Below are 16,920 nucleotides of genomic sequence, written 5' to 3'. Positions count from 1 at the left end.
CCATGGGGCAACGTACTTATGGCTTATTGTCTTGGAGTAGCGGTAATACTAACCTTAATAACTCCTGCAGATTCTGGCACATTGGGTTGGGATGTTGGGTCCACCAACCTTACCGTAGCATCAGGGTCATTACTTCCCGTATTGGAAGCAGACTGTCTAATTACTTGGGAGAGTCCGGCTCCGGGGTACTCATCGATTTCCGTACCTGCATCATAAAGAAAAACCTGTGAAGTTATGTCTCCACTAATCGGCTGTCTATTTTCAAATAGTGGAATCCCATTTTCGGAAAAGGCATAAAACCAGTCGTTGCTCTGTACGAACATCGTTGCAAAGGAAAGGTAATCTCCCTCTATCGCGGTAAAAGAAAACGCATAGCTCCCACCAGGCCCTATTGGCCCTGGGTCTGTAGCCCCTGTGGGAATATTGAATACCTGCGTAGATACTACTCCCGTTTTACCTTGGAGGGAGGCCAGTAGCATGCTAGGGTCACCATCTTCTGCCACAGCTTCCAGTCCCTCGCCAAAATCGTTATTCCCGCTACTATAAATTGGATGAACACCCATGCTATGAACAGCCCATACCCCAGGGGACAAGGGAATAATTAAGCCAGTACTTTCTTGGGTATCCACGGCTAAGGCTTCGGTAAAACCATCTTCGGCGATATTTTCTACCCCTTCGGCACTTTGTACAAGACCGGCATTGGCCAATGCACTTCCCTCTTCAAAAAATGGTGATTCTAAAGTATGGACTACATAAACTCCTGGAGATAAAGGTACTGCAGCAGTAGTACCCGCTCCTTGTCCCGGAGTAGGGATGGTACTGGCAGTGGAAACATTTTCGATCCGAACGGTAAACTGGGCAGGCCCTGTATTTTCAATGCTTACTTTGATCACCGCATTATTATCGGGAATGACGTTCCCAAATGCGTCCATATTGTTTTCTACTAGGGTCACCACCCCATTTTCATCTACTCCCTGATCTTCTGCATCCGGATCCTGTTGGGGTTTCTGATTTGGACCACCGGTTTCCTCATTCACCTCCGTACCCGCATCCCATAAGAGTACTTGGTCTGTAACATCTTCCGGGCCGTTGGCTCCAATGGGATTACCCATGGCATCATAAAGGGCGATGCCTTCTTCTGCCGGAGCAAAAAACAAGTCGTTAGATTGCACAAACATACTCACAAATGACAAGCGAGTACCACCATCATTAGGCACTACTACGGGACCTGCATTTATAGTAAATTCATAGGCATCCCCTGGAAAAATAGGTGCCGGATCCGTCGCACCCTCAGGTATATTGAATACAGCTGACTGAAAAATAGGTTTAGGAATTACTACGTTTTCTATGGTAACTGTAAAATCTGCCGAATTAAATACGGGAATAAATTCCCCGTTGTCATCGCTAAGGCATGCACCAAACAGAATAGCGGCCCCAAAAAGGGGTATTAAAGAAGTCTTTTTCATGATAGCATCTTTTTTTAGATTATTCGTACGCTCAGGCGCACGAAGAAAAACCGGGGAGGGTTTTAAAAGTTCCCATAATTGGGTTCTACAAAAATTTGCATCAGGTTTTCATTTGTTCGCTTCAATTCCAGCTCAATAAATACCCATCTCCATGTATGTCACAAGATGGTATAGCGTATTTTTCGAATTTCAGATCAAGGTTTTGGTTTCCTTGGTAGCACCTCTTCTGGGAAAGGAAATAGAATGGTCGAGTTTTTTTCGGCGGCAATATTGGAAAGAGTTTGATAGAGTCGCAGCTTAATAGCAGATGGGGACTGGTCTATGAGTTTACCCGCTTCCAGCAGTTTTCCGGCTGCCTGCTCCTCGGCCAAGGCGAGAATGATTCTGGCCCTTCTAGAACGCTCCGCCTCGGCCTGATTAGCCATCATACGCTTCATGTTTTCGGGCAATTGAATATCCTTGATCTTAACATCTATTATTTCTATACCCCACTCCTTGGTCTCCAATTCTACAATGGCCTTAATATTTTTTCCCATCTCTTCGCGCTTGGATAAGATGGTGTCCAATTCCACTTTTCCACAAACATCCCTTAAGGCAGCCTGTGATAATTGCGTAATGGCGAAGCGATATTCCTCTACTTCCAACACCGCTTTTTCAGGGTCGTTAATCCTAAAGAAGACCACACCATCTATGCTACAGGGTACATTGTCTTCCGTCATTACTTCCTGGGAAATAATATTAATGGTAATCACCCGAATGTCCACTACCTGAATAGTTTCTACAATAGGAATAATCCACCTAAAACCCGGTTGCAGGGTTTTAATATACCGACCGAACCTAAATTTTAGGGCCCGTTTATATTCGTAAACAATTCGTATTCCCGACAGGAGAAATAATACGAACAATACCAAAAAAACAAAAGGTGGTGCCATGGCGTATTCTTTATGTGGATGCTATTAATACTTTTTCCGTAGAAAAAATGTCTGAGCTTTCTTGCGGACCTTCTTCATCAACGGGGAGCAAGAAAGGGAAAAGCAACTAACCTTCCATTTCTTAAGAGGGCCTCCTTTAAAGTTACGAAATAAACCAATGTGCACCAAAACAAAGCCACCCCTAATTTCCAAGGGGCGTCCTTCTTTTATGCCTACTCAATTTTTAGTATCTTACAAGAACAAACACTACCCATGAAAATAACTTCCCACTCGCTGATATGGGTTTGCCTTTTATTTGGTTGTTTGGGGTATGCCCAAGATACAGAAGGAGGGCACGAGCAATGGGAGTATGCTTTGGAAGATACAGGCGACGTCCTACAAATGGCCTTACCGCTTAGTGCAGGAATCATGACCTTGCTCCATAAAGATTACCAAGGGACCAAAAAACTGGCTTTCTCCTATGCGACCACTATGGCACTTACCTATTCCTTAAAAAAACTGACCAAAAAGAAAAGGCCCGAGGGCAGGGAACTCTACGATTCGTTCCCTTCTGGACACACCTCATCTGCCTTTTCCGGGGCCTCCTTTATACAGCGAAGGTACGGTAATAAGTACGGTATTCCGGCCTATATTCTGGCAACCATTGTTGCAGTGAGCAGAACAGAAGCACCGGATGGATACCACGATTTTTGGGATGTTTCTGCCGGCGCCCTCATTGGAATTGGAAGCACTTACTTATTCACCAAACCGTATGTTAACAATACTATGAACCTTGGATTTTCTAGCGGCAGGGACTATTACACCCTAAGTTTTACCTACTCCTTTTAACTTAGGGGTTCCTTATTTTTTTTACCATTGATCAAAAAAAATTAAGCAAAAGGTGCTATTTACATCTAGGTTAATAAATAGTATATTTAAAGATTAAAAACCAACGAACCCTCAAAACCAACCCTATGCCTTTACTGATCGTAGTCCTTGGGATAGTACTCCTCTTTATCCTAATTGCCAGATTTAAGCTCAACGCCTTTATTGCCTTTATCATTGTTTCACTAGGGGTTGGCATTGCCGAGGGCATGGAGTTGGAACTCTTGGTCCAATCCATTCAGAATGGAATTGGGAGCACGCTTGGTTTTTTGGTCATGATTTTGGGATTAGGGGCTATGCTGGGAAAACTAGTAGCAGACAGTGGAGCAGCACAACAGATCACTAGCCGTTTGGTAGCCAAATTTGGCACTAAAAACATACAATGGGCCTTGGTGCTCACTGGTTTTATTGTGGGAATCCCCATGTTTTACTCCGTAGGTTTTGTTATTCTTATTCCCTTAATTTTTACTATTGCTGCCGCTACCCGGCTTCCTCTCTTATACGTTGGGCTTCCTATGATTGCTGCCCTATCCGTTACACACGGTTACTTACCCCCGCACCCTGCCCCAACGGCCATAGCCACCACTTTTAATGCAGATATTGGAAAAACCCTCTTGTACGGAATCATCATCGCCATCCCTGCCATTATTGTTGCAGGCCCCTTATTTTCCCGTACTATAAAGAATATTACTGCCACCCCTTTAAAAGAATTTGTAAACCCACGTATCCTAAAGGAGTCGGAGATGCCCGGAATGGCAACCAGTATCTTTACTGCATTGCTGCCCATTCTCCTGATTGTGATGGCTACCTTGGCAGATCTCTTCATCCCAGCAGAAAATCCTCTTCTTCCCTTCCTACATTTTATTGGGAATCCGGTAGTGGCCATGCTCTTATCTGTATTAGTGGCTATTTACACCCTAGGATTGGCCAGGGGCAAAAAAATGCCGGAAATTATGGGTTCGGTTAGCAGTGGGATATCTGGGATTACCATGATTCTACTTATCATCGCAGGGGCCGGAGCCTTAAAACAAGTACTTATAGACAGTGGAGTGAGTTTATATATTGCAGAAATTTTAAAAGACTCTGCCCTATCCCCCCTTGTTCTTGCCTGGATGGTAGCCACGGTTATTAGGGTCTGTGTAGGCTCTGCCACCGTTGCGGGTCTCACTACCGCCGGAATCGTTTTACCCTTGGTATCGGCCACTGGTACCAGTCCGGAATTAATGGTCCTTGCCATAGGATCTGGTAGTTTAATGCTTTCGCATGTGAACGATAGCGGTTTTTGGCTTTTCAAGGAATATTTTAACCTAACCGTAAACGAAACCCTGCGCACTTGGACCGTTATGGAAACAACCGTAGGCGTGATGGGCTTAGTAGGGGTATTGGTTCTAAATCTATTCCTCTAAATACAAGCACATTTAATAATAGCTCCAAAAGAATTATGAAGTTGCGCTTGGCATTCCCTTCCAAACACAGTAGCTTTAAGGTTGAAAGCCTTTGGAACATCAAAAGTTCAGCCAACGCAGGCAATTCCTCACATGATTTCAAGGCAATTAAAATGACGACAGATGACAACAAAAGATTGGTATACCCTTACCGAAACCAACAACATCCTTACGCCTTCCCTAGTGGTTTATCCTGAGCGGATAGCGGAAAATATTAAGACCATGATCCAGATAGCAGGAGGGGCGCAGTATTTAAGGCCACATATAAAAACCCATAAAATGGCCGAGATTGTTCAGCTACAACTACAAGCTGGAATTAATAAGTTTAAATGTGCCACTATTGCCGAAGCAGAATTGCTGGGGCAATGCGGAGCCAAGGACATCCTTTTGGCCATGCAGCCAGTAGGGGCAAACATAGCGCGATTTTTCTCCCTAATAGCTACCTTCCCAGAGGCCCATTTCTCTACAATTACGGATAATCTGGAGATTGCTATGGAGATTGCCAACAGGGCTGCTGAAAAGAACCTGAAAATCTCCCTTTGGGTAGATATTAACAATGGGATGAACAGAAGTGGAATAGTACCGGGTACTGCTGCAGAGGAGCTCTATAAAGCAATCCATAAACATCCTCACCTTATAGCCAGTGGCTTGCATGTATACGATGGCCATATCCGGGATAAGGACCCTATAGCACGTAAAAAGACATGCGACCGGGATTTTGCTCCTGTATTAGCACTTAAAAAGTCGTTGGAAGACGCACATATCCCCGTACCTACAATTATCGCTGGCGGCTCCCCTACCTTTCCGTTTCATGCCGAAAGACAAGGGGTAGAAACCAGTCCGGGAACCACGCTATTATGGGATGCCGGCTATGGCAACTCCTTTAAAGATTTAGCATTCCTTCCGGCCGCAGTGCTCCTTACCAGGATAGTTAGCAAGCCTAATACGGATATGCTATGTTTTGATTTGGGCCATAAATGGGTGGCCTGTGAAAAGGAACTACCTAGGATACATTTTTTAAATGTCTCCAATACAGAACAAACCGGGCAAAGCGAGGAGCATTTGGTGGTCCATTGCCCCCAGGATTCGCAACCTAAGATTGGGGCCTTGGCCTATGCCATCCCCCTTCACATCTGCCCTACAGTGGCAAAGTACAATCGGGTTTTAACAGCTGTAGACGGGACCATAACAGGAAGCTGGAAAGTGGCAGCACGCAACAATAAAATCACCCTATAAACAAACCTGCTTCAATAAAAAAAGGATGCAAAGAAGAACATAACCTATCAACCTCCCAACCTCCCCAGAATAAGGCTTAATTTAACAAGCATTTAATCTATTGTTGGCAAGGTATTTGATATTTTTGTAGGTCAACCGTAGCTAGAACTGGCCTTATGAGAATTATTTATTTGTGTTTTATCGTATTTCTAGTTTCCAATTTGGGGAGGGCGCAGACAGACCTTCCTACAACACAGCCATTAATAATTAAAGGGGATAGGAGTACCATGGATAAGCCAGAGGAAAGCACTATCCTAAAGATACCTTCGGTACTAGACAAGAAGCCTACGAGCAATCTAAGGGATTCCCTGACGGCCAGACAAATTAATATGCTCCCCACCCGAAACTTAATTCAAGCGGGCCATAACCTAAAGCTAGACCCTAAGGTGCGGGAAAAAGAGAGCAAGAGCTCCTCTACCTATTTTGGGGATATGTATCTGGGTGATGTTAAGACCAACGGTAAATTTGTGGGTGTCATGTACCGCGATCATGAATATGTTGATGGGGACCGAATTAAGGTTTCCCTAAACGATGAAGTGGTAGAACCCAACGTATTTCTTACAGGTGCATTCAAGGGTATTAATCTAGACCTTAAAAAAGGGTTTAATAGAATAGACTTTGAAGCCTTAAATCAGGGTACTTCCGGACCCAATACAGCCCAGGTAAACGTATACGACGACCAGGGTAAATTGATTCACTCCAATATGTGGAATTTATCCACCGGATCTAAAGCGACCATTATTGTGGTTAAGGAATAAAAACCCGTAAATAAACCCTGATTAAATAGCCCTTAGCGTTTCCTCTCTCCAGGAATATAGGTCTCCTGAGCCCTTTTAAGTACATCTTCCTTATAAAATAGAACGTCCTTAAAATCTGCATTGGCAAAGCGCTTGGCCTGATCGTCAAAATGAGGGGAAGATGGATCCCCACTTTGTCCGCCTGCCAAGATACTCTTTGCCTTCACCTTCTCCCCAAATTCTACTACCGCTACAAAACTATTGCCGCGAGTACCATATATTTTCTTGGTATTGTTGTTATACCTAGCCCCATAAGCTGCCAAGGCACCCCAACGCCCAGAAGCATATCCAATTGGTATACTGGGCAATGAGTCATTAAAGGGTTGGCGGATATCCCCATTGATACGTTGGTATCTGTTTACTTCCCCCCACGGTAGGTTCCACGTTCCAAAATCGGCCTCCAAGCGTTCTACCACCTCTGTGAAAGCTGCCAATCGCTCCGATAATGGCGACTGGGTACCAAGATAGTTTATGGCTTCCATATCACTCATATTATTGGGCAAGTCTGCCTTATTGCGGTAATGCGTACCATAGTAATGGGCTAGGGTCATCCCAACGGCCTCCGTGGAGGTCTTCAAATCCCATTGGCGCAATACCTCTATAGGTCCCTTTAGGGCATCATTTTTAGGGTTTAGCCTATCAAAAGCCTCCACCAAGCCAGGAATAAGCTTTTCAAAAGCGGGCAGGTAGGGATCGTGCGCCAAGCTTATTAAATTGTCTATGGTAAAACCATCCCTGTCTTTCAATAAATTGATAGCATGCACCCCTCTAAAATTCTCCCTATCTATTGACATATAGTTGGGATAATCCCCTCTTTTAGGGCTAAACTCCAACGCAGCGGTATAGGGAGTTGAATTACAGTTTTGCAACCATCCATTTTGGGGATTCAACAATAGGATATTTTCATCTACGCTGTGCAGCCCTTGCCAATCGGTTCTTGGATCGCTTCCATCTACAGGCTTAGAGTAATCAAAAATAGTATCTCGCTTTGGTATAAAATTTCCGTGAAAATAAGCGATATTCCCCTCAGCATCCGCATATACGGTGTTATTGGAAGAATTGGTACGCATGTCCATCATTTCCCTAAACCCTTTATAACCCGTCTGTTTTGTTCTAATAAAGGACTGCTCCAATGCTGTTTTTGGTTCCCACATCATGGCCGTGGCTACCCACCTATCTTCAACCATATGGGTTATGGGACCATGGTGGGTATGGTAGGCCGGAAATGTCTTTTCCTTTAGCACCCCATCCTCCAAATATTTCAGGTGAATATCCGAACTTTCAACTGAACGTAATTCCTCTCCATATACATAATACAACTCATCATTTTGCCGTACAATAGTTTCCATAAACTCGTCCATCACATCGGTATAGGTAGAGGTATGCATCCATCCTGTTTTTTCATTGAACCCCTGGTATACAAAGAATTGGCCCCAAGTAACCGCCCCATAGGCGTTAAGCCCCTCCTCACTAACCATATGCACCTCACCCCTAAAATAAAATGAGGTATGCGGATTTATCAGGAGCAGGGGATTCCCGGACTCCGTAAGATCCCCAGAAATGGCAATCCCATTAGAACCTTGTGGCTCCTCTTGTTTCTTTTGTTCTTCTTGTTTATAAACCTCCATTTCTGGAAGGGCCCTCCCGCTTTCGTAAAAAGCTTTTATTTTTTGGGTAGCTACCCGCTCTATATCGCCGCCAATAGATCCCTCACTAAAATACATGGGCATCCATGGCTCAAAACGGGTCAGAAGTTTAGGTTTTACCTCTGGGTGGGTGTGCAGGTAGTAATTTATTCCATCGGCAAAAGCCTTACAAAGCTCCCTTAACCAAGCGGGACTCGCTTCATAGTTAGCAATTGCCTCTTCCTCGGTCATAAACAAGCGGGCTCTTAGGTCACTGTAAATAGCCTCCTCACCTTCTACCTCTGCCAATCTCCCGGTGGCCCATATATAATTTTGTTCTACCCTATTAAAATCGTCTTCACATTGCGCGTACAGCAGTCCAAAAACTGCATCGGCATCTGTCTTCCCATAAATATGCGGAACGCCAAAATTGTCCCTAATAATAGTCACCCTTTCCGCTTGGGCCTTCCAGGCCTCCATTTCCGATACATCTTGGTTTGTTTTGCAGGATAGGAGGGTAAGAACAAGAAAAAAATAAAAAAGTCTCATAATTTATTACGGTTGTTGGTAGTAGACTAAGGTACGCTTAATTATTAAAACCTCCATGAAGCCCTTTTTAATTTTATCCCTTCTTACCTCCATAAAAGGGGGTACTTCCACCTAGAAAACTAGGTAGGCATAAAACGGGGTTACTTTTGTTACTTTTGTTATCTTATCCTTCATAAAAAAAGTTACATGTCCCAAAAAAAAGTAAGTATGCTCACCGCCTTTAAAACCATTATTTGGCCAAGGCGAAATTTGGTTTTCATAGGGTTACTATTGATTGTAATTAGTAGGGCGGCTAGTTTTGTAGCCCCTATGTCTCTCAAATACTTAATGGACGATATTATCCCCAACAAGGATATGGAGTTCCTAAAAATCCTTGTGATCGTAGTAGGTTTGGCCATTTTGGTGCAGGCCGTTACGTCCTTTTTGCTCACCCGAATATTAAGTGTACAGGCGCAGTATCTAATTTCGGAACTACGTGCCCAAGTACAGAAGAAGGTCCTTACCCTCCCCATCCGATTCTTTGACAACACCAAATCCGGGGCCTTGGTATCACGGATTATGACAGATGTGGAAGGCGTACGAAACCTTATAGGAACAGGACTGGTACAGTTGGTTGGAGGTACCATCACTGCCATAGTCTCCCTAGTCCTTCTATTGAACATAAGTCCGTCTATGACGGTTTTCACCTTGGTTCCCCTTGGGATTTTTGCCCTGATCGCTTTAAAAGCTTTTAAGATTATACGTCCCATATTTAGAAATAGGGGAAAGATAAATGCAGAAGTAACGGGAAGACTTACGGAAACTTTGGGTGGCATACGGGTTATTAAAGGATTTAATGCCGAGGCGCAGGAAAACGAGGTTTTTGAGGAAGGCGTAGCGCGATTATACCAAAATGTAAAGAAGAGCCTTACCGCTACGGCCTTTATGACCAGCTCTTCTACCTTTTTATTGGGAATCGCTACCACCGGTATCATGGGCATTGGAGGGTATAAGATTATGATGGACGAGCTTACCATTGGGGAGTTTTTAACCTTCACCTTTTTATTGGGATTGATGGTGGCCCCCATTGTACAGATGAGCAATATTGGGAGTCAGATTACGGAAGCATTAGCGGGATTGGATAGAACAGAGGAGTTAATGAATAAGACTGCAGAAGCCCAGGAGAAGGAAAGAACGGAAGTCTTGGACAATATAAAGGGAGATATCACTTTTAACGATGTATCCTTTGCCTATGAGGAAGACAAGGAGGTACTCCATAACATCAGTTTCACGGTAAGCTCTGGCAAGGTGGTAGCCCTAGTGGGCAGTTCTGGATCCGGAAAATCTACCATTGCGGGTCTGGCAGCAAGTTTCCTTAATCCCTTATCGGGGACCATTACCGTAGATGGTACGGACCTTTCCAAGGTAGACCTCAACAGCTACCGAAAAAATCTTGGCGTGGTATTACAGGACGAGTTTTTATTTGAAGGGACCATACGGGAAAATATTTTATTCCCTAGGCCCGATGCCAGCGAAGAGGAGTTACAGAAAGCGGTGAAAGCTGCTTATGTGGATGAATTTACCGATAGGTTTGATAAAGGCTTGGATACCTTGATTGGTGAACGAGGTGTAAAACTATCGGGCGGACAAAGGCAACGTATCGCCATCGCTAGGGCTGTATTGGCCAATCCCAAAGTCTTGATTTTGGACGAAGCCACTTCCAATCTGGATACCGAAAGCGAGGCCTTGATTCAAAAGAGTTTGGCAACCCTTACCGAAGGCAGAACAACTTTTGTGATTGCCCACCGCTTAAGCACCATCAGGAAAGCCCATCAAATTCTGGTCATTGAAAATGGTAGAATAGCAGAACGTGGCACCCATGACGAACTGATTGCCATGGAAGGCAGGTACTACAACCTATTCACTTATCAGGCGAGGATATAAAAAAGACCAAAATATGATGCTACGGCTGGTTGCACTATGTAAATTAATATTTCTGGCAGCCATTATAGGCCATGCCCAGGAACCTCTGGTGCAAAACTTTACCTATGTACAGGGCGCAGTGGTCCGGGGCGATAGTACCCAGAAAAACATTTCCCTTGTCTTTACCGGAGATCAATTTGCAGATGGTGGGCATTACCTCCAAAAACTTCTGAAAAAGGAAAAAATTCCTGCCTCCTTCTTTTTCACCGGGAATTTTTATCGGAATCCTGAATTTCATCGACTTATAAAAAAATTGGTACGCGACGGACATTATTTAGGGGCGCATTCTAACGAACATCTATTATATTGCGACTGGACCAAAAGGGATAGTCTGTTGGTGACCCAAGAGAAATTCGGTAGCGACCTCCTTGGAAATTACCAGGAGATGAAGAAATTTGGGATAGAGCGAAAAGACGCACCCTATTTTCTCCCTCCCTATGAATGGTATAATGATACCATTGCCCAATGGACACAAGAATTAGGGTTCACCCTCATCAATATGACCCACGGCACCCTAACCCATGCCGATTATACCACCCCCGATTCCCAAAACTATCGATCCAGCAACACCATCTATGAAAGTATTACCGAGTATGAAGAAAAAAACGCGCACGGCCTCAATGGTTTTTTATTGTTGGCCCACATTGGAACCGACCCTAAAAGGACCGATAAGTTCTACCATTATCTCCCTTCCCTCATCTATTATTTACAAAATAAGGGCTACCAATTTACGACCGTTGCACAGCTCCTAAACACAGACTAAGAACATCTATCCGGGCATCTGCATTTTTCTATCGGCAGGACACCCCTAATATCTTTGGCGCCTTTAAAAAACCTCCTCCTTACTACCTTTATCCAAAACCAAGGTCCAATTAAAGGGAAACGTTTTATTATCAGCAAGATATACTTTATATTTAGGTCTTATAGCTTAAAATACCAACCATGAAAACCACCATTATTTGCTTCCTAAGCATTATTTTAGGGCACTTTTCCATGGCACAAGACCGCCCAAGTGGACCGTTTATTCGCATCAATCAAGTTGGATATATAGAGGAAGAGCATAAAACCGCTATTGTGTTTTCCCACAACAAGGTAAACGAAACCTTCCAATTGATCAATGCCGATTCAAACAAAACCATAGCTACCCTTAAACCTAAAAAGTCGGATAGGAAAGGCTGGGGCACTTTCGATCATTTTTATGAGGTTGATTTCTCTGACCATAAAACCGCAGGCAGGTATTATATACAGGGAAAAAAATCCAAAAGCAAGTCGACCCCCTTTACCATTGGGAACGATGCCTATCACCAAAAACCAGATATATTGTTGGAGTTTATGAGGCAGCAACGCTGTGGTTATAATCCTTATTTGGATATGGTATGCCACCAACGCGATGGCCGTTCTGCCTATGGCCCTATGCCCGAGGGCACCTATGTGGATGCCTCCGGAGGATGGCACGATGCTGGTGACCAACTAAAATACCTTATCACCGGTAGTTATGCCACCGCCCATATGCTAATGGCCTATGAGCTGTATCCAGAAACCTTTGATGACCTTACAAACCATTTAGGGCAACCCATACCCAATGGCATCCCCGATATTTTGGATGAGGCCAAATGGGGCTTGGATTGGATTTTGAAACTACACCCAGGTCCAGACCAATTGATCCATCAGGTTGCAGATGACCGTGACCACATTGGGTGGAAAATGCCCGATGAAGATCCTTCCGATTACGGCTGGGGTCCCAACAGCTATCGGGTGGCCTATTTTGCCACGGGCAAGCCACAAGGCCTTAAAAAGTATCAAAGTGAGGCAACAGGAGTTTCTAATTTGGCAGGAAGGTCTGCTGCAGCAATGGCATTGGCAGCTAGAATATGGAAAGAAGAATTAAAAGACTCGGTTTTTGCAGCCAAATGCCTCCGTGCTGCCAAGAGTTTGTACAGATTAGGCCGGGAAAAAGAAGGCTTTCAACAGGGCAATTCCTTTGGTGCCCCCTATCGCTATTCCGAAAAAACCTGGGCAGACGATATGGAATGGGGCGCTGCAGAACTCTATAAGAGTACGGGAAAAAAGGAATACTTAAATGAAGCCAGGGAATATGCGGTTAAGGCCAATACGGTTTCTTGGACTGCTAAGGATTCTGTAGCCCATTACGAATACTACCCCTTTATCAACCTTGGCCATTATGCGCTCTATGATGCAGTAGACGATAATTTTAAGGAGACTTTGGCAGGCTATTATAAATCCGGTCTGGAAGACAATATAAAACGCGCTACCAAAAACCCATACAATATTGGCGTCCCTTTTGTCTGGTGTTCTAACAACTTACTTACAAGCATAATTACACAGGGCATTCTTTACGAAAAAATGACGGGCGATACTTCTTATAATCAATTTTTAGTAGAACAGCGAGACTGGCTTTTTGGGAGGAATCCATGGGGCACTTCTATGTTTACCAAACTTCCCGATCATGGGGAATATCCCTTAGACGTACACACCAGTATATGGGCCCTTACCAAGAAGGAAGTACCGGGCGGACTGGTAGATGGCCCCGTATACACCTCCATCTTTAACTCTTTAAAAGGGCTTCATTTGTCGAACCCCGATGTATTTGAAGCCTTTCAAAACGAATTTGTAACCTATCACGATGACATAGGGGATTATTCTACCAATGAACCCACCATGGATGGAACCGCAGGATCTATCATTATGATGGCGCATTGGGCCAGTAGGAAGAATCCCTAAAAGTTTTATGCGAATAGACCAGCCAATAAGCTGGACTTAGAGACCATATTTTATCACGGAGCGGCTACCCAACCCTCCGTGATAAATAAGTTTGGAGAATAGAGTCCTTTTTAGCTTTCTGGCGCCAGGGTTACCTCTAAGCCTTCCATCTCTTCGGTCATCTGGATTTGGCAGCCTAGGCGACTATTGTCTTGCACGTGAAACGCCTCAGCAAGCATGGCGTCCTCGTCATCGGACATTTCGGGAAGCGTATGATCCGATTCTACATAACACTGACAGGAAGCACACATAGCCATTCCTCCACAAACCCCGATGGTACCTTCTGGAGCCAGTTCGTAAGAACGCACTACCTCCATAAGGTTCATGTTCATATCGGTTGGTGCATCTACCTCGTGCACTACTCCCTCCCGGTCTTTAATCTTAATTTTAATATCACTCATTATGTTCGGTAAAATTTATTCTTGATATACCTACCCAGGTCCCAGTGATCCCATCCTTAGGCTTTGGGCTTATGATTTTGGCCCTAAATCGGGCGAATTTTCCTTTAAAATATCTGTTTATAGTTGCGTTTCCCCGGGCTACAGACCACCCTCTTTTCTGGGCAAAAATAGGTGAATTCCATTTTACTAGGAAGATAAAGGGGTAGTGTGCACCGCTGTAACTAAAAATTGCTAAATATTTTGTTTTATTCTATGGCCTTCACCACTGCTTTAGGTGCTTCCCGTTTGGTTCCATCGAAACCGGAAACTCCACCAACGGTAGTATATTTCATGACGTATTTTTTATCTGGAAATATACGCTGGTAGGCACTTTGACACATTAGGGTAGCCTCGTGAAATCCGCATAGAATCAATTTTAATTTACCAGGGTAGGTATTTACATCCCCAATAGCGTAGATTCCGGGAATATTAGTCTGATAGTCAAAGGTATCTACTTTTATAGCGTTTTTTTCTATCTCCAATCCCCAGTTTGCAATGGGTCCCAGTTTTGGGGATAGCCCAAACAAGGGGATAAACTCGTCCACTTCCTGAACAATTTCTTCCTCGGCATCTCCAGATTTCTGAATTACTACGGCCTCTAATTTTCCATCGCCTTTTAGGTCTACAACTTCTGCTGGAGTAATAAGGTTAATCCTTCCTAGGTTTTTAAGGGACTGCACTTTCTCTACGGAATCTAACGCACCCCTAAATTGATTCCTCCTATGGACCAAGGTAACCTCCGAGGCAACATCAGCTAGGAAAATACTCCAATCCAGTGCAGAATCGCCCCCTCCTGCAATAAGCACCTTTTTATCGCGATAGATTTCCGGGTCTTTTATAAAGTAGGATACGCCTTTATCTTCGTAGTTACCAATATTGTTAATTAAAGGCTTTCTAGGTTCAAAGCTACCTAAGCCACCCGCAATAGCTACAATGGGCGCATGGTGTTTGGTCCCTTTATTGGTGGTAACTACAAACGTTCCATCGTCTAATTTCTCAATCGTATTGGCACGCTCCCCTAGGGTAAAAGTAGGTTGAAACGGCCTAATTTGCTCCATTAGGTTATCTACCAAATCCCCCGCCAATATTTCGGGAAAGCCCGGAATATCATAGATGGGTTTTTTAGGATAAATTTCTGAACACTGTCCGCCTGGCTGCGGTAGGGCATCTATAAGGTGGCACTTTAGCTGCAAAAGTCCTGCTTCAAAAACAGCAAATAGACCTGTAGGACCAGCACCAATTATTAGAATATCTGTTTTAATCATGAAAAATAAACTTAAAGTGGTCGCCATACCGTATAAGGAGACGACCTCTGTTTATGATACTAGTACGGTAATCACTCCACATTGATTACCTCTAATATCTGCGGCGCATGCTTTTTAATGGTCATTTCCACACCGGTTTTCAGGGTCATCTGGTTAATAGTACAACCCGCACATGCTCCTTCCAATCTAACTTTAACTGAAGTATTGTTCTCAATGGAGACTAGGGAAATATCCCCTCCATCGCTTTGCAAAAAAGGACGAATTTCATCCAAGGCCTTCTCTACATTATTTTTGATTTCGATAGACGTCATAGTTATTTCTTTTTAACGGCCGAACAACCTGCCATGGTAGTTATTTTTATAGCTTCGGTAGGTGGTAGATCCTTATTCCTATCTACTACTTCCCTTACTACATTTTTGGTGAGTTCCTCAAAAACGCTTTCCACAACAGTAGCTGTTTGCAATGCCGCCGGTCTGCCAATATCTCCTGCTTCCCTTACGCTCTGCACCAACGGAATTTCTCCCAAAAAGGGAACTTTCAGGTCTTCTGCCAAAAACTTGGCCCCTTCTTTTCCAAAAATATAATACTTATTATCTGGCAGTTCCGCAGGAGTAAAATAGGCCATATTTTCTATAATTCCCAATACGGGAACGTTAATGGACGCTTGCTGGAACATGGCCACCCCTTTCCTGGCATCTGCCAAGGCCACCTCCTGTGGGGTACTTACTACAACGGCACCTGTAATAGGCAGGGCTTGCATAATACTCAAATGAATATCTCCAGTCCCCGGTGGAAGGTCTAACAACAAAAAGTCCAATTCTCCCCAATGGGCATCAAATATCATTTGATTGAGTGCTTTGGCTGCCATAGGCCCTCTCCAAATTACTGCCTGACTAGGTTCTGTGAAAAATCCGATGGATAAAATTTTGACCCCATAACTCTCTATGGGCTTCATTTTAGATTTCCCATCTACATTTACGGCCAAGGGCTTTTCCATAACCACATCGAACATGGTAGGCATGGAAGGCCCGTATATATCCGCATCCAACAAACCTACCTTAAAGTCCATTTTGGCCAAGGATACCGCCAAATTTGCCGTAATGGTAGACTTGCCTACTCCCCCTTTTCCAGAGGCTACAGCAATGATATTCTTGATCCCGGGAATGGCCTTCCCTTTTATTTCATTCACCTTTGGTTTGGCCGGAGCGTCTACTTTTACATTAACGGTTATCTTGGCCTTTTCGTAAACTTCTGAATGGATGATTTTTAAAATCTCCACCTCCGTTTTCTTTCTGGCTTGTAAGCTGGGATTGGCAATAGTGATATCTACAACCACCTCATCCCCAAAAACCATTATGTTTTTTAATGCTCCGCTTTCCACCATATTTTGGCCTTCTCCCGGAACAGTGATTTTCTCCAGTGCCTTTCTTATGTCCTTCTTATCCAATTTCATCCTGATACAATCTTTTCAGCTTTTATTAAAACTGATTCTAAATTACAAAGATAAGGCTTAGGACCG

At 43.9% G+C, this 16,920-nt stretch carries 14 protein-coding genes; 7 read left to right on the top strand and 7 right to left on the bottom strand.

What is annotated here, in order from left to right:
- Positions 1-23: 23 nt before the first annotated feature.
- The gene (locus tag BV214_RS02510; protein ID WP_086475888.1) at positions 24-1,466 is read right to left on the bottom strand and encodes a spondin domain-containing protein; all 1,443 of its coding nucleotides are present in this window, start codon (positions 1,464-1,466) and stop codon (positions 24-26) included.
- A gap of 194 nt (positions 1,467-1,660) precedes the next feature.
- The gene (locus BV214_RS02505; RefSeq protein ID WP_086475887.1) at positions 1,661-2,398 is read right to left on the bottom strand and encodes a slipin family protein; all 738 of its coding nucleotides are present in this window, start codon (positions 2,396-2,398) and stop codon (positions 1,661-1,663) included.
- A gap of 252 nt (positions 2,399-2,650) precedes the next feature.
- Between BV214_RS02505 and BV214_RS02500 the strand changes: the two genes are divergently transcribed.
- The 4 genes from BV214_RS02500 to BV214_RS02485 all read left to right on the top strand — a co-directional run bounded on the left by BV214_RS02500 (position 2,651) and on the right by BV214_RS02485 (position 6,740).
- Positions 2,651-3,226: a phosphatase PAP2 family protein gene (locus BV214_RS02500; protein WP_140157703.1), complete on the top strand. Its 576-nt coding sequence runs from the start codon at positions 2,651-2,653 to the stop codon at positions 3,224-3,226.
- Between the two features lie 125 nt (positions 3,227-3,351).
- Positions 3,352-4,668 carry a gluconate:H+ symporter gene (locus BV214_RS02495; RefSeq protein ID WP_086475885.1) on the top strand — a complete coding sequence of 439 codons (1,317 nt, stop codon included), beginning with the start codon at positions 3,352-3,354 and terminating at the stop codon, positions 4,666-4,668.
- Between the two features lie 162 nt (positions 4,669-4,830).
- Positions 4,831-5,943, top strand: a complete 1,113-nt coding sequence (locus BV214_RS02490) for a D-TA family PLP-dependent enzyme (RefSeq protein ID WP_086475884.1) — start codon at positions 4,831-4,833, stop codon at positions 5,941-5,943.
- 155 nt (positions 5,944-6,098) lie between these two features.
- Positions 6,099-6,740: a hypothetical protein gene (locus tag BV214_RS02485; RefSeq protein ID WP_086475883.1), complete on the top strand. Its 642-nt coding sequence runs from the start codon at positions 6,099-6,101 to the stop codon at positions 6,738-6,740.
- 32 nt (positions 6,741-6,772) lie between these two features.
- On the opposite strand, the gene BV214_RS02480 is transcribed toward BV214_RS02485, so the two are convergent.
- Entirely contained in the window at positions 6,773-8,953 is a 2,181-nt protein-coding gene (locus BV214_RS02480; protein WP_086475882.1) for an acylase, read from the bottom strand.
- Between the two features lie 186 nt (positions 8,954-9,139).
- Between BV214_RS02480 and BV214_RS02475 the strand changes: the two genes are divergently transcribed.
- The 3 genes from BV214_RS02475 (at position 9,140) to BV214_RS02465 (ending at position 13,657) form a co-directional block, all read left to right on the top strand.
- Positions 9,140-10,876, top strand: a complete 1,737-nt coding sequence (locus BV214_RS02475) for an ABC transporter ATP-binding protein (protein ID WP_086475881.1) — start codon at positions 9,140-9,142, stop codon at positions 10,874-10,876.
- A gap of 13 nt (positions 10,877-10,889) precedes the next feature.
- Positions 10,890-11,678, top strand: a complete 789-nt coding sequence (locus BV214_RS02470) for a polysaccharide deacetylase family protein (RefSeq protein WP_086475880.1) — start codon at positions 10,890-10,892, stop codon at positions 11,676-11,678.
- 179 nt (positions 11,679-11,857) lie between these two features.
- The gene (locus tag BV214_RS02465) at positions 11,858-13,657 is read left to right on the top strand and encodes a glycoside hydrolase family 9 protein (RefSeq protein ID WP_086475879.1); all 1,800 of its coding nucleotides are present in this window, start codon (positions 11,858-11,860) and stop codon (positions 13,655-13,657) included.
- A 110-nt stretch (positions 13,658-13,767) separates the two neighbouring features.
- On the opposite strand, the gene BV214_RS02460 is transcribed toward BV214_RS02465, so the two are convergent.
- From BV214_RS02460 to BV214_RS02445, 4 genes are all read right to left on the bottom strand, one after another.
- A complete protein-coding gene (locus BV214_RS02460) occupies positions 13,768-14,097 on the bottom strand; it encodes a 2Fe-2S iron-sulfur cluster-binding family protein (RefSeq protein WP_086475878.1) in 330 nt (109 codons plus the stop codon).
- Between the two features lie 245 nt (positions 14,098-14,342).
- The gene (locus BV214_RS02455) at positions 14,343-15,401 is read right to left on the bottom strand and encodes an NAD(P)/FAD-dependent oxidoreductase (protein WP_086475877.1); all 1,059 of its coding nucleotides are present in this window, start codon (positions 15,399-15,401) and stop codon (positions 14,343-14,345) included.
- 71 nt (positions 15,402-15,472) lie between these two features.
- Complete coding sequence (locus tag BV214_RS02450) at positions 15,473-15,712, bottom strand: NifU family protein (RefSeq protein ID WP_086475876.1); 240 nt, start codon at positions 15,710-15,712, stop codon at positions 15,473-15,475.
- Positions 15,713-15,714: 2 nt separating this feature from the next.
- Complete coding sequence (locus BV214_RS02445; RefSeq protein WP_086475875.1) at positions 15,715-16,854, bottom strand: Mrp/NBP35 family ATP-binding protein; 1,140 nt, start codon at positions 16,852-16,854, stop codon at positions 15,715-15,717.
- Between the last annotated feature and the right edge of the window lie 66 nt (positions 16,855-16,920).

Source organism: Arenibacter amylolyticus (genome assembly GCF_002150785.1).
GTDB classification, from domain to species: domain Bacteria; phylum Bacteroidota; class Bacteroidia; order Flavobacteriales; family Flavobacteriaceae; genus Arenibacter; species Arenibacter amylolyticus.
Note: the sequence above shows the minus strand (reverse complement) of the source record. Positions and strands in the feature narration are given on the sequence as shown.